Origin of the sequence: Allobosea sp. 2RAB26 (assembly GCF_052115465.1) — a bacterium.
Classification (GTDB): Bacteria; Pseudomonadota; Alphaproteobacteria; order Rhizobiales; family Beijerinckiaceae; genus Allobosea.
In genome coordinates this window covers 84,055-102,039 of the sequence record NZ_JBFRGS010000010.1, presented here as the reverse complement: position 1 = coordinate 102,039, position 17,985 = coordinate 84,055, and the positions used below count along the sequence as shown (strand labels likewise).

The window sequence follows — 17,985 nt, the reverse complement described above, 5'->3', positions numbered from 1 at the left end:
TGGCGACTTCCTCGTCGTCGACGCCGAGATAGGCTGCGATCACGCGCGGATCGGCCTGCACCTCGGCCGGGGTGCCGTCGGAGATCTTGGTGCCATAGTCGAGCACCACGACGTGATCGGAAATCTGCATCACCACCGACATGTCATGCTCGATCAGCAGCAGGGCCGTGCCGATATCCTTGCGGATCGAGAGCAGAAGCGTGTTGAGATCGTGGCTCTCGCGCGGGTTCAAGCCCGCCGCGGGTTCGTCCAGGCAGAGCAGCACGGGGTCGGTGCACATGGCGCGCGCGATCTCGAGGCGGCGCTGATCGCCATAGGGCAGGTCGGCGGCCGGATCGTCGGCGCGATCGATCAGGTTGATCTTCTCCAGCCAGAACTTGGCCTTCTCGATCGCTTCCTTCTCGCGCGCCTTGTAGCCGCCGATGCCGAGCACGCCGAGGAAGGTGAAGCCCGACGCGATCATCAGCGGGTTGTGCTGCGCGATAAGCAGATTCTCCAGCACGGTCATGCCGCCGAACAGGCGAATGTTCTGGAAGGTGCGGGCGACCTTGGCCTTCCAGGAAATCCGGAAGTCGGGCATGCGCTCGAGCAGGAAGCTCGCGCCGCTGTCCTGGGTCAGCGTGATCATGCCTTCGGTCGGTTTGTAGAAGCCCGTGATGCAGTTGAAGACGGTGGTCTTGCCGGCTCCGTTGGGGCCGATCAGGGCGGTGATGTCGCCCTTGCGTGCCTCGAAGGAAAGATCGTTGACGGCGGTGAGGCCGCCGAAGCGCATCGTCAGATGTTCGACCTGAAGCAGAGGAGGGGTTGTCATCAGCCGTGGCCTTCCTGGACCATATCGGCCGAGATCGCCTTCTTCTCCTTGAGAAAGGCTGTCGGCTCGCGTGTCGATATCAGTCCGCGTGGCTTCCAGATCATGATTACGACCATGGCGAAGCCGAAGATCAGCATCCGGTATTTGGTCGGATCGAAATCGGGGCCGAAGATCTGCTTCAGCCAATCGAGTTCGCGCAGGAGTTCGGTGCCGCCGATCATCACGCTGGCCGCGATGGCGACGCCCCAGAGCGAGCCCATGCCGCCGAGCACGACGATGGCGAGAATGATCGCCGATTCCATGAAGACGAAAGACTCAGGCGAGATGAAGCCCTGGCGTGCAGCAAAGAATGAGCCAGCGAAGCCACCGAACATTGCACCGAGCGAAAAGGCCGTCAGCTTGGTGTTGGTGGTGTTGATGCCGAGAGAGCGGCAGGCGATCTCGTCCTCTCGTAGCGCCTCCCAGGCGCGTCCGACCGGCAGGCGACGCAGCCTGAGCGTGACGAACGCTGTGAGCAGGGCCAGTCCAAGGATGACGTAGTAGAGGAAGATGGTGCGATAGAGCGGCGAGAATTCGAGCCCGAACACTGCGGCAAAGCCGTCATCGGCCGCCGTGAACGGAATGCCGAAGAAGGTCGGGCGCGGAATGCCCGAGATGCCGGCATAGCCGTTCGAGAACTCGACCCAGTTGATCAGGATGAGGCGAATGATCTCGCCGAAGGCGAGGGTGACGATAGCGAGATAGTCGCCGCGCAACCTGAGCACGGGGAAGCCGAGCAGCATGCCCCAGAAGGCGGCGAGGATCCCGGACATCGGCAGCAGGATCCAGAAGGACAGGCCGAAATTCTTGGCGAGCAGCGCATAGGAATAGGCACCGACGGCGTAGAAGGCGACATATCCGAGATCGAGCAGGCCGGCGAGGCCGACAACGATGTTCAGCCCCCAGCCGAGCATGACGTAGATCAGGATCTGGACGCCAAAATTGTCGATCCACTTCAGCGCGCCGCCCCAGCCCGCCAGCGTGATGGCAATGATCGGGAAAGTGACGAGAAAGCCGAGCCCGGCCAGCGAGAACAGGCGCGAATGGCGCTGGAAGAAGCCGATCGTGCCATGCGGCAGCAGCCGCACCACCGATTTGCCTTCGCCGCGCTTCTGCTGGCGCAACGCCATCAGGAAGCGGCCGACGAAGATGATCGCAACAGCCCAGGCGACGGCGTCCCAACGTGGATCGAGGACGAGGACGTTGTCGAGGTTCTGGCGAGTGCCCCAGGCGATGATGGGGATGCACAGGCCGAAGGTGACGACGGCGGCGAAGGCGGCTTCCTTCAGCGCCTTCATCATGTCGAGTTGGCGTGCGGCCGGTAACTGTGTGACGGGAGCCATGCGTCAGACCTTCTCGACTTCGGGACGACCGAGGATGCCGGACGGCATGAAGACGAGCACCACCGCAAGGATGCAGAAGGCGGCGACGTCCTTGTAGTCGATGGTGAAATAGGCGGACCAGAACACTTCGATCAGGCCGATCAGCAATCCGCCGATCACGGCGCCGGGGAGGGAACCGATGCCACCCAGAACCGCCGCGGTGAAGGCCTTCACGCCTGGCGTGAAGCCGTCGGCGAAGTTCACGACGCCGTAGAGCACGAGGTACATCACGCCGGCGACGGCGGCGAGCGCTGCGCCCATCACGAAGGTGATGGAGATGGTGCGGTCGACGTCGATGCCGAGCAGGCCGGCCATCTTGCGGTCCTGTTCGCAGGCGCGCTGGGCGCGACCCAGAGAGGTCTTCTGCACGATGAACCAGAAGGCGGCGAGCAGGATCGCGGTGGTGAGGATGATGACGATCTGCTTGTAGGAGATCTGGACCGTGTAGGTCGCGCTGTCGATCAGCGTGATCGACTTGTTCAGCATTGGCGGGATCGACTTGTTGCGCGGGCCCTGCACGACCTGGACGAAATTCGTCAGGAAGATCGACATGCCGATGGCCGAAATCAGTGGGGCCAGTCGGAAGGAACCGCGCAGCGGCCGGTAGGCAACACGCTCGATCGTCCAGTTCCACAGCGACGTGAAGAACATCGCCAGCACCAGCACGAAGATCAATGCCAGGACGATGAGGCCGGCGCCGAACCAGGAGGCGATCAGCATGAAGAAGATCAGCGCGATGAACGCGGAGAGCATGAAAACGTCGCCATGGGCGAAGTTCACCATGCCGATGATTCCGAAGACCATCGTGTAGCCGATGGCGATGAGGCCGTAGATCGACCCCAGGGTCAGCCCGTTGATGAGCTGCTGGAGGAATACTTCCATTGACGACGTCTAACCCCTCGAACCAGCTCCCGTTCTCTTCGCCGGCATGACGCCGACGCATGCGGGATGCGATTGCTATGCAGAGCTACCAATGGCTTGCGCCTGCGACAATCCACCCATGCCATATTTCTGTCAAAAGCAATCTCGGACCGCTTGCTCTCGAAACAGGCAGAATTCTGTGCAGTGCAGCGCCAATTTGGCGCAAGATGATTGTCTATTGTGCGGTGCGGCATCCTCCTTCGTGCAAGTAAAAAGGGTGTTGGCGGGGACTGCCGGGTGCGATCGGTCACCTTGCAGCCGCGGGTCTGCGGGGCGCGATCGTCGGTGACGATCGTGCTGTCGTCGATCATCCGGGGCCAGCCCTCGATCGAAGGTATAATAACGTCCTGGCACTGCCGCCCTTGGCGGCATGGTCGTGCGTCGGGGGATGTGAGGGGCGCGCCCAGCCGCTTCGCCAGCTCGCGGCCGATGGTCAGTTTCCCGCAGCCCGGCCAACCATTGATATGGATGATCAGGTCGGGATCAGCCATGCCGCCCCTCAGAACCGGTTCGGGCTGAAATGGCCGAGATCAATCGCCGACGGGCGACCGGCGATCAGATCGGCGACGAGGCCGCCGGTCACCGCAGATTGCGTCATGCCGTAATGGCCGTGTCCGAAGGCGAGCACGACGCTTGGGTTGCGCGCTGCCTTGCCGATCACCGGTAGGGAATCCGGCAATGACGGCCGGAAACCCATCCAGAGACGGCCACTGCCGAAGGCAGGCAAGCCGTCGACGAGGTTGGCGGCCTTATCATAGAGCGCCCGCGTCCGCGCGTGATTGGGTGGTGCATCGAGGCCACCGAACTCGACCGCGCCGCCAATGCGCAAGCCGCTGTCGAGCGGGGTCATGACGAAGCCATGCCCTTCGAAACCGATGGGCCGGGATGTCAGCCCCGTGCTGCCGGGGAAGCTGACATTGTAGCCGCGCTCGGTCTCGAGCGGCACAGCGTTTCCGAGAGCGGCAGCGAGCGGCCCCGACCAGGCTCCTGCGGCGATCACGGCGCGGTCGACCACGCGCTGCCAGCCGTCGCGGCCGATCAGGGCAGGGCGCGCGGCCATTGAGAGGTTGATGACCTCGGCCTTCTCGAATTGGGCGCCGCGCGCCAGCGCCGCCTCGAAAAGGGCGAGCGACAGTTCGAGCGGGTCGCTGATATGGGCGGTCTCGGGGTGGAACGCTGCTCCGACGAAGCGGTCCTTCAGGGCGGGTTCGAATTGGCGAAGCACGTCAGGGCCGATCATCTCGACCTTGATGCCAAATTCGGCCTGCCGCTGCGCAATACGCCGAGCTTCCGCGAAGGCGGCGTTGTCGGTGAAGGCGTAGAGACCGCCATTGCGATGAATGTGGCGGCTGAGATGCGTGGTCTGGGCCAGTTTCAGCCAGGCCGGCAACGCCTGTTGCTGCAGGGCGCCGAGGCCCTGGATCGAGCGTTCATAGGCGGCTGGGCGCGCGGCCAGGATGAAGCGGACGAGCCAGGGCAGGAGCTTTGGCAGATAGACAGGGCGGATGGCGAGCGGTCCAAGCGGATCGGCCAGGAATCTCGGCACCTGCCGCAGGTTCTTCGGGCTCGCAATCGGCAGGATGTCCGTGTGTGCGATCCAGCCGGCATTGCCGCGTGAAGGGCCGAAGGCCGGCCCTTCCTTATCGATGATCAGAACCTCGTGACCGTCGTCAAGCAGGGCATGCGCAGTGGCGATGCCCACAATGCCTGCTCCGACGATCGCGATCTTCATGAAAGGCTGAGCTCCTTCAGGGCGCCCGGCTTCTTCCCCTCGATCTCGATAAAGGCGATCGGGTGGTCCGAGCCGTTCATCACGTCATGCTGGATTCCGGCCGGGCGCATATAGGCCTGGCCCTGAGCCAGCGGAACGTCGCTGACTTTCGTCCCGTCATGGATTCGCAGCGTGCCGTCGAACAGCATGATGACGAAATAGGGCCAGCCATGGCTGTGCCAGCCGGTCACGGCACCGGGCTCGAAGTCCCAACGGGTGATGCGGATCGTCTCGTCGTCCTGCTGGACGGTTGGAACGGCGGGTGTCGTGCAGGTAAAGGCCACGGTACCTCCCGGAGAATGGATCAGAGTTTCGGCAGGCTAGCCACTTGGCTTCCGCTGCCTTGACGACGGCCGCAAGGCAGGCGCGCTCCGCACCCTCCCGTGCGATACATGTGGCGATCACGCGAGTTGATCACCGCCGCCTCGACCAGCTTGATGTTCTGGCCGAGTCGCGCCGCGACGTCGAGCCGCGAATAGGTCCAGCGACGGATTGCTCCGGTCTCGGCCCTGCAACCAGATTTGGCGAGAGATCGTCGACGCCGATATGCGCCGCGAAGCGATCGGCGCGGGGCGATCTCGGCGAAGTCGAGCTCGCCAGTGGGGCGTGAGCCTGGTGGTCCGGAAGGCAGGGCGCTGATGCATTTCGTCATCGCAGAATGCTTCTTGCGTATGAGGACGTTTCGCTTGCAGATTGCATTGCGGCTGCGGCCGGCCCGTATCGGTCATGGTGATATATCAATGCTGGATGTCGCGTCAATCCTCGCCTTCCGTCCCGCGGGAGCGAAATGAGCATGCGTTCCAACGAAGAAACCCAGCTGCCTCTCGATACGGATGTGCGTGTTCCGCCCGGCGCTGCGACGAGCCTCTCGGAGACCGCCTATCGCCGTCTTGAGGAGGCCATCGTGACGCTCTCCCTGAGGCCCGGCGCGGTGCTGACCGAAGCCCAGTTGATCGATCTCGTCGGGGTCGGGCGCACGCCGGTTCGCGAGGCCCTGATCCGCCTCGCACAGCAGGGGCTGGTCGACATCCTGCCGCGCAAGGGCGTCGTCGTCACCGGCATCAACGCCATCGACATCATGGCTGCTCTGGATGCGCGGGAGGTGCTGGAGAGGCTGATCGCATCGGATGCGGCGAAGCGGGCGAGTCCGCGCGAGCGCATCGTCATCATCGAAAAGGCGCGCGCCATGCGCGCTGCAGCCGAGGCCGGCGATGCCAACGCCTATATGCGGCTCGACAAGGAGCTCGATGCGGCGGTCGCCGCCGCCGCACGCAGCCCCTATGCGACACGCGCCGTCGAACCGCTGCAGGCCCTGATCCGGCGCGCCTGGTACTATTTCGAGCGCGAGGACGATCTGGTGCCCGCGGCGGGGCATCATGTCGCCTTCGCCCAGGCCCTGGCAACGGAGGATCCTGCCGCGGCGAGTGCAGCCAGCGATGCCCTGATGCAGCACTTGCGCGCCGGCATGCTGGCGACGCTCGGCCGCGACTGAGAATTGAGGGGCGCGCGCCATTGATATATCTATTTCGAGGGCCGTGGAGCCCATGACGGCATGACATTGCGGCTGTGCGCTGGCCATCGCGCCGGAAAATCCCTACATCAGCCGGCGAAGACCTCCACTCCTGCAGATCGGGCTGATGACCAAGACGTTCCAGGCCGTGCCCCATGTGACGGCCATTCCTGATGCGCCGGCCTTCCGTCAGGCAATGGCGCAGGTCACGAGCGCCGTGCATATCGTCACCACGCGGGGCACGACGGGCCGCGCGGGCCTGACTGCGACCTCGGTCGCCTCGGTGTCCGACGCGCCGCCGACCATGCTGGTCTGTGTCGACGGCATCAGCCGCACGCTCGCCGCGATCGAGGCGAGCGGGACTTTCTGTATCAACACGCTGGCGGGCGATGACGGGGATCTCGCCGAGATCTTTGCGCGGCGTCGGGGCATCGAAGGCGAGGCCCGTTTCGCGACGGCCGAGTGGACGACGCTCGTGACCGGAGCGCCGGCACTCGTCGGCTCGCTTGTCGCCTTCGACTGCAGGCTGATCGAGGTGCACCGTGTCGCGACCCACCGCATCCTGATCGGAGAGGTCGTGGCGATCGGCGGCCGGGGCCAGGGCAGCGGGCTGGTCTACCGGCGGCGCGGCTTCTCCGAGGTCTAAAGGGCCGTCAGACCTCTCCGGCTTCCTCGTCGACCTCGGCGAAGACGATGGCCGCTTCCTTGAAAGCGTGATTGGCGGCTGGCACGCCGGCATAGATCGCCGTCTGCATCAGCACTTCCTTGATCTCGTCGCGCGTCAATCCGTTGTTCAATGCGCCACGGACATGGATTCGGAACTCGCCCCAGGAGCCGAGCGCGGCTGCAATCGAAAGCACGATGAGCGAGCGCTCACGCTTGATCAGCCCCGGCCGGTTCCAGATGTCGTTCCAGGCGGTTCGGGTGATGAACTCCTGCCAGTCGCCGTTGAACTCGGTGACACCGGCACTGGCCTTGTCGACATAGGCCTCACCAAGCACGGCGCGGCGGGTCTTCATGCCATTGGCATAGCGGGTGGCGTCGTCCATGGCGGCCTCCTCAGGCGTTCAGGAAGTCGAGAACAGCCCGGCCGAAGGCCTCGGGCTGCTCCAGATTGGAGAGATGGGCGGCATCGAGCGTGACAAGCTCTGCACCGTGGATGGAATCGGCGATCTGCTGGCCGACGGCGGGCGGTGTGGCCGGGTCGAGCGCGCCGACAATCACCAGCACGGGCAGGACGATTGCCGAGATCGCCTCGCGCTGATCCATGTCGCGGATCGCGGCGCAGCAGCCCGCATAGCCGAGCGGTGGCGTGGTGGTGAGCATCGCACTCACGGCCTCCACGGTCTTTCCGTCGCGCTCGCGGAAACCCGGGCTGAACCAGCGTTCCAGCGTCGGCTGCACCAGCGGCCCCATGCCATTGGCGCGGACATTGCGGATGCGGCCGTTCCAGAGATCGGGCGGTCCCATCCGGGCGGAGGTGTTGGCCAGCACCACGCGGTGGAGCCGCCTGGGGGCATGGGTTGCGAGCCATTGCCCGACCATTCCGCCCATGGACACGCCGCACCAGTGCACCTTGTCCAGGCCGAAATGGTCCGTGATGCCGATCGCGTCGCCGGCAAGTTCGGCCAGCGAATAGGGCCGGTCTGGCGCCGTCGATTTGCCATGGCCGCGCGAGTCGTAGCGCAGGACGCGGAACTGCTTGGTCCATTCGGGAATCTGCGGATCCCACATGTGCAGATCGGTGCCGAGTGAGTTCGAGAGCATCAGGACAGGTGCGTCCTCAGGCCCGTCGAAGCGGATATTGAAGGGCTCGCCCCGGATGATCTCGATCGGCATCGTCCTGTCTCTCCCTGGCCTATTGTACCGCGATGTTGCCGTCGCTGCTGATCAGAAGCGTCTTACCTGCAAGCGCCGCTTGCTGCGATGCGGGCAGCCGCAGAGCCGGCGGCGTCGGCCAACCCATCTCACGCGCGACGACGAGGCCGAGCAGCAGGATCGCATCGGGCGCATCCATCAGGATCGCCGCGGGCGCGTTCCCGGCATGGACGAGTTCGAGCAGCACGGCCGAGGCAGAGGACGAACCGATCGTGCCGGGCAGGGCGAGCACGGTGCCAGCGATGTTGCGGTCTCGCTCGGGATGGCGCGCGTCGATGATCATGCCCGTGCGCGGATCGACGCCGCCCCAGAAGCTGATTGCTGCGCTGAGCGCCAGGCACTCGCCCTTCACGTTGCCTCCGGGGATCAGGATTTCGCCCTTCAAGACCATGTCCTGGGCTCCCTGACGAGGCGACCGGCGACGGCGCTCTCGACGCATTCGGAGAGCGAGCCGTAGGTCACGGCGTAGCCGGTATTGCCCGGTGCATATTGCGCGAACTTGCCGGAGTTCGTCATCAGCACCGCGCCTTCGATCTCGGGCAGGATCGGCGTCACCACCACGCACGTATCGACGACGAAGATGACGCCGGCGGCTTCGAGGCGCTTGCGGCGCCCCTGCGCTTCCAGAGGTTGGAGCACGTGGCGACCGGTATTGGCGTAAAGCGGGCGGACAAGCGTGCGGTCGCCAAGCAGGCTTTCCAGCTCACTGATCTCCATCAGGGAAAGGTGCGGCGAGCCGATCGCGACGGCGTCGATACGGTTGGTGGCGCCTGCCGTGGAGAGCCGCGCAAGGGTCGCCTGCACCTCCCGATGCGTCAGCACGATGCGCTGTTTCGGGGGGCGGTGCCCGAGTGCCGTGGCGAGATCGGGAGCTTCGGGCGTGACACCGGCGACATGAAACAAGCCGACGCCTCCGGCCGAGGCAGCAGCCGCACCGAGCGCCTTTAGACGGTCCTCGGTCGTACAATCCTGAAGCCCCTCGATGACGACGACCGTGCTCCCGGCAGCGCGTCCAAGAAAGGTGCCGAGCACGGGATAGAACACATCCGACCGGCGCAGCTCCTTCGAGAGCCCTCCGACATCGAGCAGCAACTCCGCGACACGGTTCTCGGCGCGGTGGAGGCCGTAATCCGGGGCGCGCCCGGCAATCGCGCAGGCGATGTCGAGGAAATCGCCATAGCGGTTGGTGCGCGCGCCCAGCACCGAGTTGCAGAAGACGACGGCATTCGACTCGCCCCAGGCGACGTCGCTGCCCTGTGCGGGGCGGTGTCCGGCCTGGTAGGGCGCACAGGTCCAGCTCGGTTCGCAGCCCATCGCCTCATAGGCGCGCATCATGCGGGCCGCCATATCGCGCTGATGCGCGGCGAGGCGGATCGCGGCACAGCCGGCGGGGGCGAGGGAGCCGACATTCAGCGTCGCCCGCACAGCGACCCTGGCGCCGCCCTCGACCAGTTTCTCCGCGAAGAGCGTGCCGGAATCGCCGTGGTAGAGCGCGCCGTCGATATGGGCCGAGGCAACGGGTATCAACCTCCGCGCACCCATCAGGCGAGCGGCTTCGGCGACGATACGCAAGGCCATCGCTGAGCCGCCGCCTCGCGCGCCGGAGGCCATCGCCCGTTCCTCGTCGGTCAGTTGCAGCATGTCAGTCCATATACTCGCGCTCTTCTTCGTAGAGCGCGAGTATCCGGTCGATGATGCAGTCGCTCGCTCCGCGATAGGTCGCGGGATCGAACAAGATGTCGAGTTCGCTTTCACCAAGGCGGCCGGCGAGCGCCGGATGCTCGGCGAGAATGGACTTGAGATGCCTGCCGCTGGCCACGCAGTCGCGGCTTGCCTCCTCGAGCAGGTGATGCGCCTCGGCCCGGCCGATCGACGCTGCGAGCGTGAGCGAAACCCGCTCGGCCATGACCAGGCCGTGGGTGAGCTCGAGATTCTGCCGCATCCGTTCCGGAAAGACCTGCAGGCCCTCGATCAGCGCCACACTTTGATGGAGTGCCGTACCGGCGATGATGAAGAGTTCGGCAAGCGTGCGCCATTCGGCATGCCAGCCGCCCATGGCGCGCTCGTGCTCCTGCGGCATCGCCGCGAGCATGGTCGAGACCAGCCCCGGAGCGCGCTTCGCTCCGGCGAGGATCAGGGTGCACAGCACCGGGTTGCGCTTGTGCGGCATGGCGGAGGAGCCGCCCTTGCCGGGCGCTTCCGGCTCGGCCAGTTCGCCGATTTCGGTCTGCGCCATCAGCGCCGTGTCCTGCGCGATCTTGCCGAGATGCCCCATGACGATGCCAAGTTCGGCCGCGATCCGCGCCGGCCGGTGCCGCTCCGTGTGCCAGGGCGTCAGGACCGCGCCGATCGCCGGCATCGTCCTGCAGAAGTTCTGGAGCACGGCTTCAGCCTTGTCGCCGAGCGAGGCCAGGGTCCCGGCTGCTCCACCCAACTGATGCGAAGCCTGGCCGTAGATCATGAAATCGTCGTGGAAGCGAACGATCGGCCCAAGCCACTGCGCCACCTTGACGCCGAAGCTGATCGGCACGGCATGCTGGAGGAAGGTGCGCCCGATCATCGGAGTGTTTCGATGGCGCTTCGTCAGTTCGGCGAGGGCGTGGGCGAGACGGGCGGAGCGCCGGAGGATCAGCCGGTAGGCCGTGCGATATTGCTGGGCCTGGCCGGAATCGATCACGTCCTGGCTGGTTGCGCCATAATGCACCCATTTGGCCGCTTCCGGATCGACCGCAGCGACCTGGGCGGTCAATTCCTTGACCAGCGGGATTGCGGGGTTGCCTGCAAGAGTCGCGGCCTTGCCGATGGCGCCGATGTCATAAAGCTCGGCCTTGCAGGCCGCCGCGATCACGTCGGCCGCGGCCGCGGGGATGACGTCGGCGGCCGCTTCGGCGCGAGCGAGCGCGGCCTCGAAATCCAGCATGCCTTGCAGAAGTGCCCGGTCTTCGAACAGGCTTGCCATCTCGTGATCGGCGAAGAGCTCGCCATAGAGACCGGGCAGGTCAGTCATGGCGGCTCCGCGTGTTCGGAAATGCGTGGCGCAATGCAGGCTCGCTCCCCTTGTCTAGGCTGGCGCTTTCCGATCAAGGATAGACCAATGGGTCCTTGGATAGACCCGAGGCGCGCTCGCCCGCAACATGGGCCGTTCGGCGCAGCCAAGATGGAGGAGTGACGCCGTGGCGATGACGATGAATGGCGAGGTCACCTTACCCGCCAGCAAGGATGTGGTCTGGGCAAAGCTCAACGATGCCGAGGTGCTGAAGGCCTGCATTCCCGGCTGCGAACAGCTTACCAAGGACGACGATACGCATTTCTCGGCGGTGGTGAAGGTCAAGCTCGGGCCGGTGAAGGCGACCTTCCGCGGCAAGGTCGAGCTTGCCGATCTCGATCCGCCGAATGGCTACCGGATCGCGGGCGAGGGCGAGGGCGGGATCGCCGGATTCGCCAAGGGCGGCGCCAAGGTCGTGCTCAGTGACGCGGAAGCAGGGCAGACATTGCTGAGTTACGAGGTCGAGGCGCAGGTCGGCGGCAAGCTGATGCAGCTTGGTTCCCGACTGATCGATTCGGTCTCGAAGAAGCTTGCCGACGAATTCTTTGCGAATTTCGCCAAGGCGGTCAGCGAAGGCTGAGCGCGCCCAAAGCATCGGCCCCAAACGTGGATGCGGTTCTCGGGAAATCCGATGCAAATGCAGGAGGTTAGATCACCGAACCGGATACACTATCCGGTTCGGTGATCTACGAGGCCTTGCGCAGCGACGCGAGAGCCTCGCTGACGGTCGCTTCCGCCGCTCCGATCTGGAGCGCGATGTCCGACGCGGCTGTGTTGGCACGCTCGAGCGCTCTTGCCGTCGTGGCAAGTCCGTCATTGACGGCGGTCGCACTGGCGATGGCTTCGTCGGAGCTGTTTGCGACCTCGGCCGCATCGCGGGCGATGCTGGTCGTGACGAAGCTTTGCTGGGCGACGGCATCCGAGATCGCTTCGGAATCGCCCCTGATCTCGCCAATCGTCTTGCCGATCGACGCAGAGCGGACGCCGCAGACCTCGGCACTGGCGGCCAGTTCGGCGATCTGCCGGGCAATATCCTGCGTCGCGCTGGCGGTCTGGGTCGCCAGCGATTTCACTTCGGAGGCGACGACCGCGAAGCCGCGGCCAGCCTCCCCGGCGCGTGCGGCCTCGATGGTGGCGTTCAGCGCGAGCAGATTGGTCTGTGCCGCGATATCGGCGATGAGTCCGACTACGGTGCCGATGCTGCCGGTGACCTCGCGCAGCCTTGCGATGGCCGAATTCATCGCCTCCGCGTCGTCGACGGCCCGATTGGCAATCGCGAGGCTTTGCCGGGCGCGGTGCCCGATCTCGGCGATATTGGCCGACATCTCTTCTGTGGCGGCCGCCGTCTGGATCGCCTTTTCGCGCACGAGGGCGGAGGCGTGGGCGAGGCTACCAATCTGATTCTTGATGAAGGTGGTGGCTTCGGTCGTCTCGAACGAGGTCGAGACGAACTGCTCGACCGCGCCGCTGATCGTCGTATCGAGCTGACCGATGCGGGACTTCATCAGTGCAGCGGCGTTGTCGAGGGCCTGTCCGCGCCGTTCGGCCTCGCCAGCCTCGATCTGCTGATCGATCGTGATCGCGGTATTGATGTCGTAGGTCAGGATCCGCTCGATGATGTAGAGATCGCGGCCCACCTTCTTCGGCGACAGGACAAGGCGCCAACGGCTGGCGACCGAGATCGCCTGGTACAATGCGAAGGCGATCGAGACCCGCGGGCGTGGACCGACCTTGGCCACGCGCTCCAGCACACATAAGCGCTCGATCGAATTGCAATAGGCTTCGCCGAACTCTCCATCGAACAGCTGCTTGAAATGTGCGGCTTCGGCCGGATAGAGCGTTTCGGCGACGGGCTCTACCGTGCTGCGCAGGGGCGCATGGATCACGAAGGCACGGGCAAAATCCTTGGCAACGAGGCCCTCAATCACGCGGTCCACAATGGAGCGATAGCTTCGCAGGCGCTCCCGCTGGGCCTCGTCGAAGCCGATGGCGCGCAGGCGCCGCTGGATTTGATCAGAGATGGTCGACACCGACACGTTCATGATCCCGAGCAGAGCTTCGATAGCGATCAGCAAAGCTGTGATCTCCGGCGTTAACATTCTGCGAATGCAGGCCGTTCTCGCGCGCGTTTTCGTACGCGTGTGTTTGTTGCAGTGCAGCGTTGATGCTTGGCGAAAACAGCACTCAAAGTCCGCAAAATCGCCGCTTCGTCTTGTTGCCATCGCGCTTGACCGCGCAAAATCCCGGGTCCACATTCCGTTTCGAGCTGTTCCAAGAAAAAACTGCCTGATGAGGCTAGAGGTTTCGCGAACGGCTCCGGCTCCGGATTTCAGTGGCTGGGAGGGTCACTGGCCGGGCGCCGGACGTAGGGTCCCAGGAGATGTGCTCATGGCCACGGTTTCGTTGACGGTGAACGGCAAGGCCGTCACCGCGAATGTTGATCCTCGCACTCTGCTGGTGCAGCTCCTGCGCGAGAACCTACGACTGACCGGTACGCATGTCGGCTGCGACACCAGCCAGTGCGGTGCCTGTGTCGTCCATCTCGACGGCAAAGCCGTGAAGTCCTGTACGACGCTTGCTCTTTCGGTCGATGGCGCCACGGTGACGACGATCGAAGGGCTCGCCGTGAACGGCGTGCTGCATCCGATGCAGGAGGCATTTCGCGAGCATCACGGCCTGCAATGCGGCTACTGCACTCCAGGCATGATCATGGCTGCGGTCGATATGGTGAGCCGTCGTGGCCATTCGCTCGATGAAGCGACGATCCGTGATGATCTCGATGGCAATATCTGTCGGTGCACGGGCTACCACAACATCGTCAAGGCGATCGCTGCCGGGGCGGAGGCGATGGGCAAGGCGGCGACGCCGACGCGCAAGGCTGCCGAGTGACGCCTTCGGCCGGCGCGCTCCCGCGCAGGCCGGTTCTCAAGCCATGAGGCGTCCGCCAGAGGCGCTGTGCGAGGAGGGAACACCATGTCCGCAACCGGAATCGGCGCCGCTGTCCGCCGCAAGGAAGATCACCGTTTCATCACCGGCCAGGGCCGCTACACCGACGACATCAACAGGCCGGGCCAGACCTACGCCTATTTCCTGCGTTCGCCGCATGCCCATGCCACGCTCAACAGGATCGACGCCAAGGCCGCGGCGACGATGCCGGGCGTGCTTGGGATCTATACAGGCGAGGATCTTGCCGCCGATAAGATCGGTGGGCTGATCTGCGGCTGGATGATCCATAACAAGGACGGTTCGCCGATGCGGGCCAGCCCGCACCCGGCGCTGGCGCAGGGCAAGGTCCGCTATGTCGGCGACCATGTCGCGGTCGTGGTGGCCGAGACGCTGGCGCAGGCCAGGGACGCGGCTGAGGCGATCGGCGTCGATTACGGCGTGCTGCCGGCGGTGGTCGACACGGCGAGTGCTGCGAGCTCGAAGACCCAGGTCCATGCCGAGTCTGCCGACAACACGGTCTTTAACTGGCATCTCGGCGACAAGGCTGCGACCGAAAAGGCGTTCAAGGCGGCCAAGCACGTCACGAAGCTCGACCTCGTCAATAACCGCCTGGTGCCGAACCCGATGGAGCCGCGCGCGGCCGTCGGCGATTACGACCAGGGCGAGGGCGCCTTCACGCTCTACACAACGAGCCAGAACCCGCATGTTGCGCGGCTCGTCCTTTCCGCCTTCATCGGCATTGCGCCGGAGAACAAGCTGCGTGTCGTCGCGCCGGATGTCGGCGGCGGCTTCGGCTCCAAGATCTTCATCTATGCCGAGGAGACGGTTTGCGTCTGGGCTGCGAAGAAGGTGGGCCGGCCGGTGAAATGGACCTCGGACCGTACCGAGGCCTTCCTCTCCGATGCGCATGGGCGCGACCATGTCACCCATGCCGAGCTCGCGACCGACGCTGATGGCAAGATGATCGGCATGCGGGTGAAGACGACGGCCAATCTCGGTGCCTACCTTTCGACCTTTTCGTCCTCGGTGCCGACCTATCTCTACGCCCCGTTGCTGTCGGGCCAGTACGATATCCCGGCGATCTATTGCGAGGTCGATGCGGTCTACACCAATACGGCTCCGGTCGATGCCTATCGAGGCGCCGGCCGGCCGGAGGCGACCTTCGTGGTCGAGCGCCTGGTCGAGATTGCGGCGCGCGAACTCGGCAAGGATCCGGCCAAGTTCCGGATGCAGAACTACATCAAGAAGTTCCCGCATCAGACGCCGGTGATCATGATGTATGACACCGGCAACTATGCTGCCTCGATGAAGAAGGCGCTGGAGATCATCGACTACAAGGGGCTCGCCAAGCGTAAGCGCGACTCGGCCCGCAACGGCAAGCTGCGTGGCATCGGCTTCTCCTCCTATATCGAGGCCTGCGGTATCGCACCGTCGGCTGCGGTCGGCTCGCTGGGGGCTGGCGTCGGCCTGTGGGAATCGGCGGAGGTGCGGGTCAACCCCGTTGGGACCGTCGAGGTGCTGACCGGCTCGCACAGCCACGGCCAGGGCCATGAGACGACCTTTGCCCAGCTCGTCAGCGACCGGCTCGGCATCCCGATCGAGAATGTCTCGATCATCCATGGCGACACCGACAAGGTGCAGATGGGCATGGGTACCTATGGCTCCCGTTCGGGCGCGGTCGGCATGTCCGCGATCGCCAAGGCTGTCGACAAGGTCATCGCCAAGGGCAAGAAGGTCGCGGCCTATGTGCTCGAGGCGGACGAGGCCGATATCGATTTCAAGGATGGCAACTTCCGCGTGAAGGGCACGGACAAGACGCTCGATTTCGGCTCCTGTGCGCTGCAGGCCTATGTCGCCCACAAGTTCAACGGGCAGGATCTCGAGCCGGGGCTGAAGGAAGGTGCGTTCTACGATCCGACGAACTTCACCTTCCCGGCCGGTGTCCATATCTGCGAGGTCGAGATCGATCCCGAGACCGGCATCACCAGAATCGAACGCTGGGCGGCCGTCGACGATTTCGGCATCGTGATCAACCCGATGATCGTCGAGGGCCAGGTCCATGGCGGCATTGCCCAGGGCGTCGGCCAGGCGCTGCTCGAAGGGGCGCGCTACAATCAGGACGGCCAGCTCGTGACTGCGAGCTTCATGGATTACTGCATGCCGCGTGCGGACGATCTGCCGTCCTTCGATGTCGGCATGACGGTGACGCCGTGCCCGTCCAACCCGCTGGGCATCAAGGGCTGCGGCGAGGCGGGCGCGATTGCCTCGCCGCCGGCCGTGATCAACGCCATCACCGATGCGCTCGGCCATGAGGAGGTCACCATGCCGGCAACGCCGCAGGTGGTCTGGCGCGCAGCGCAGAAGAGCATCAAGCGAATGGCCGCCGAGTGATCTGAAAGGACAACACGATGTACGCTTTCACCTATCATCGCCCGGCCACGGCCCGCCAGGCCGCTGGTCTCCTCGCCAAGAAGGAGGATGCCAAGCTGCTGGCCGGCGGGCACACCCTGCTGCCGACCATGAAGCAGCGCCTCGCGTCGCCGACACACCTCGTCGATCTCGGCGGTTGCGCCGATCTCAGGGGCATCGAGCGCAAGGGGCGCAATGTCGTCATCGGTGCGATGACGACCCATGCCGAAGTGGCGGACTCGGCTGTCGTCCGGGAGGCGATCCCAGCGCTGGCCTATCTCGCCTCGCATATTGGCGACCCGCATGTGCGCCATCGCGGCACGATTGGCGGCTCTGTCGCCAATAACGACCCGGCGGCGGATTATCCGGCGGCGCTCATGGCGCTCGGCGCCACCATTGTCACCAACAAGCGCAAGCTCACGGCCGAAGAGTTCTTCACCGGCCTCTACGAGACGGCGCTGGAGGAGGGCGAGATCGTTGTCAGGATCTCCTTCCCGCTGGTGTCGAAGGCAGGCTACGCCAAGTTCCGCAACCCGGCTTCCCGCTATGCACTGGTCGGCGTCTTCGTGGCCAAGCGGGGCTCGGAGGTCAGTGTCGCGGTGACGGGAGCCGGTGAAGGCGGGGTCTTCCGCTGGCCGGAGGCCGAGGCCGCCCTGAAGGCCCGGTTCGCTGCGAAATCTCTCGATGGCATCAAGCACACGGCCAAGGGCATCAATGCCGACATGCATGCCGATGCCGAGTATCGGGCCCATCTGATTGGCGTGATGGCACGGGAAGCAGTTGCCAGGGCGACGGGCAAATAGCCGAAGCCGATTGACCTGCGACGGAATCCTCCCCCACACAGGGGAGGATTTTTGCTGATTGGCTGGTTGCGAGCGGAACATGGACAAGATGGTCATCACGGCGCCCGAAGCGCCCGAAGCAGCCGGCGGCTATGCCCAGGCCCTGCTGGTTTCCGGCGCGAGCCGACAGCTCTACATCAGCGGGCAGATTCCGAGCACGCGCGATGGAACGGTGCCGGAGAGCTTTGCCGAGCAATCGCGGTTGGTCTGGCGCAATATCGAGGCCCAGTTGCACGCTGCCGGCATGACGCTCGACAACCTCGTCAAGGTCACGACCTTTCTCTCCGATCGCCGCTTTGCCGCGGAGAGCCGGCAGTCGCGCAAGGAGATCCTCGGCGACCGGAAGGTTGCGCTCTCCGTCGTCATCGCTGGGATCTTCGACGAGGCTTGGCTTCTCGAGATCGAGGCCATAGCTGCCGCCTGACTGGCT

General features: G+C 64.7%; 17 protein-coding genes and 1 pseudogene. 7 read left to right on the top strand and 11 right to left on the bottom strand.

The features are described 5' to 3' along the window. Position 1: 1 nt before the first annotated feature. The 5 genes and pseudogenes from AB4118_RS20325 to AB4118_RS20305 form a co-directional block, all read right to left on the bottom strand. Positions 2 to 811, bottom strand: a pseudogene (locus AB4118_RS20325) (ABC transporter ATP-binding protein); the annotation flags it as partial. Further along, the gene (gene livM, locus AB4118_RS20320; protein ID WP_113514117.1) at positions 811 to 2,193 is read right to left on the bottom strand and encodes a high-affinity branched-chain amino acid ABC transporter permease LivM; all 1,383 of its coding nucleotides are present in this window, start codon (positions 2,191 to 2,193) and stop codon (positions 811 to 813) included. The gene livM and the pseudogene AB4118_RS20325, both read right to left, overlap by 1 nt. 3 nt (positions 2,194 to 2,196) lie before the next feature. Further along, complete coding sequence (locus AB4118_RS20315) at positions 2,197 to 3,114, bottom strand: branched-chain amino acid ABC transporter permease (RefSeq protein ID WP_113514119.1); 918 nt, start codon at positions 3,112 to 3,114, stop codon at positions 2,197 to 2,199. Between the two features lie 538 nt (positions 3,115 to 3,652). Beyond that, positions 3,653 to 4,885, bottom strand: coding sequence for an NAD(P)/FAD-dependent oxidoreductase (locus AB4118_RS20310; protein ID WP_441491452.1), 1,233 nt, complete (start codon positions 4,883 to 4,885; stop codon positions 3,653 to 3,655). Next, the gene (locus AB4118_RS20305; RefSeq protein ID WP_441491451.1) at positions 4,882 to 5,208 is read right to left on the bottom strand and encodes a cupin domain-containing protein; all 327 of its coding nucleotides are present in this window, start codon (positions 5,206 to 5,208) and stop codon (positions 4,882 to 4,884) included. The genes AB4118_RS20310 and AB4118_RS20305 overlap by 4 nt, the downstream gene beginning before the upstream one ends. 509 nt (positions 5,209 to 5,717) lie before the next feature. Here AB4118_RS20305 and AB4118_RS20300 point away from each other — a divergent pair. Together AB4118_RS20300 and AB4118_RS20295 are read left to right on the top strand one after the other, a co-directional pair. Beyond that, entirely contained in the window at positions 5,718 to 6,416 is a 699-nt protein-coding gene (locus AB4118_RS20300) for a GntR family transcriptional regulator (protein ID WP_441476666.1), read from the top strand. A gap of 145 nt (positions 6,417 to 6,561) precedes the next feature. Next, entirely contained in the window at positions 6,562 to 7,080 is a 519-nt protein-coding gene (locus AB4118_RS20295; protein WP_441491450.1) for a flavin reductase family protein, read from the top strand. Between the two features lie 7 nt (positions 7,081 to 7,087). Here the strand turns inward: AB4118_RS20295 and pcaC are convergent, their stop codons facing one another. From pcaC to pcaB, 5 genes are read right to left on the bottom strand one after another with little or no spacing between them, the layout of a single operon-like run. Next, positions 7,088 to 7,483, bottom strand: coding sequence for a 4-carboxymuconolactone decarboxylase (pcaC, locus tag AB4118_RS20290; protein ID WP_441491449.1), 396 nt, complete (start codon positions 7,481 to 7,483; stop codon positions 7,088 to 7,090). Between the two features lie 10 nt (positions 7,484 to 7,493). Continuing rightward, positions 7,494 to 8,273 carry a 3-oxoadipate enol-lactonase gene (gene pcaD, locus AB4118_RS20285; protein WP_441491448.1) on the bottom strand — a complete coding sequence of 260 codons (780 nt, stop codon included), beginning with the start codon at positions 8,271 to 8,273 and terminating at the stop codon, positions 7,494 to 7,496. Between the two features lie 19 nt (positions 8,274 to 8,292). Continuing rightward, positions 8,293 to 8,703 (bottom strand): aconitase X swivel domain-containing protein, encoded by a 411-nt coding sequence (locus AB4118_RS20280; RefSeq protein WP_113514133.1) that lies wholly within the window; start codon positions 8,701 to 8,703, stop codon positions 8,293 to 8,295. After that, positions 8,694 to 9,953 carry an aconitase X gene (locus AB4118_RS20275; RefSeq protein WP_441491447.1) on the bottom strand — a complete coding sequence of 420 codons (1,260 nt, stop codon included), beginning with the start codon at positions 9,951 to 9,953 and terminating at the stop codon, positions 8,694 to 8,696. The genes AB4118_RS20280 and AB4118_RS20275 overlap by 10 nt, the downstream gene beginning before the upstream one ends. A gap of 1 nt (position 9,954) precedes the next feature. Next, entirely contained in the window at positions 9,955 to 11,319 is a 1,365-nt protein-coding gene (gene pcaB / locus AB4118_RS20270) for a 3-carboxy-cis,cis-muconate cycloisomerase (RefSeq protein ID WP_441491446.1), read from the bottom strand. A gap of 166 nt (positions 11,320 to 11,485) precedes the next feature. On the opposite strand from pcaB, the gene AB4118_RS20265 reads away from it, so the two are divergent. After that, a complete protein-coding gene (locus AB4118_RS20265) occupies positions 11,486 to 11,938 on the top strand; it encodes an SRPBCC family protein (RefSeq protein ID WP_069880024.1) in 453 nt (150 codons plus the stop codon). A gap of 106 nt (positions 11,939 to 12,044) precedes the next feature. Here AB4118_RS20265 and AB4118_RS20260 read toward each other — a convergent pair whose 3' ends face one another. After that, on the bottom strand, positions 12,045 to 13,388 hold the full coding sequence (locus tag AB4118_RS20260) for a methyl-accepting chemotaxis protein (RefSeq protein WP_441491445.1): 1,344 nt from the start codon (positions 13,386 to 13,388) through the stop codon (positions 12,045 to 12,047). A 358-nt stretch (positions 13,389 to 13,746) separates the two neighbouring features. Between AB4118_RS20260 and AB4118_RS20255 the strand changes: the two genes are divergently transcribed. The 4 genes from AB4118_RS20255 (at position 13,747) to AB4118_RS20240 (ending at position 17,979) form a co-directional block, all read left to right on the top strand. Continuing rightward, entirely contained in the window at positions 13,747 to 14,247 is a 501-nt protein-coding gene (locus tag AB4118_RS20255; protein WP_113514142.1) for a (2Fe-2S)-binding protein, read from the top strand. Positions 14,248 to 14,331: 84 nt separating this feature from the next. Beyond that, positions 14,332 to 16,695, top strand: a complete 2,364-nt coding sequence (locus tag AB4118_RS20250; protein ID WP_441491444.1) for a xanthine dehydrogenase family protein molybdopterin-binding subunit — start codon at positions 14,332 to 14,334, stop codon at positions 16,693 to 16,695. A gap of 17 nt (positions 16,696 to 16,712) precedes the next feature. After that, positions 16,713 to 17,516 carry an FAD binding domain-containing protein gene (locus tag AB4118_RS20245; protein ID WP_441491443.1) on the top strand — a complete coding sequence of 268 codons (804 nt, stop codon included), beginning with the start codon at positions 16,713 to 16,715 and terminating at the stop codon, positions 17,514 to 17,516. 79 nt (positions 17,517 to 17,595) lie between these two features. Further along, positions 17,596 to 17,979, top strand: a complete 384-nt coding sequence (locus AB4118_RS20240; protein WP_441491442.1) for a RidA family protein — start codon at positions 17,596 to 17,598, stop codon at positions 17,977 to 17,979. Positions 17,980 to 17,985: the final 6 nt, after the last annotated feature.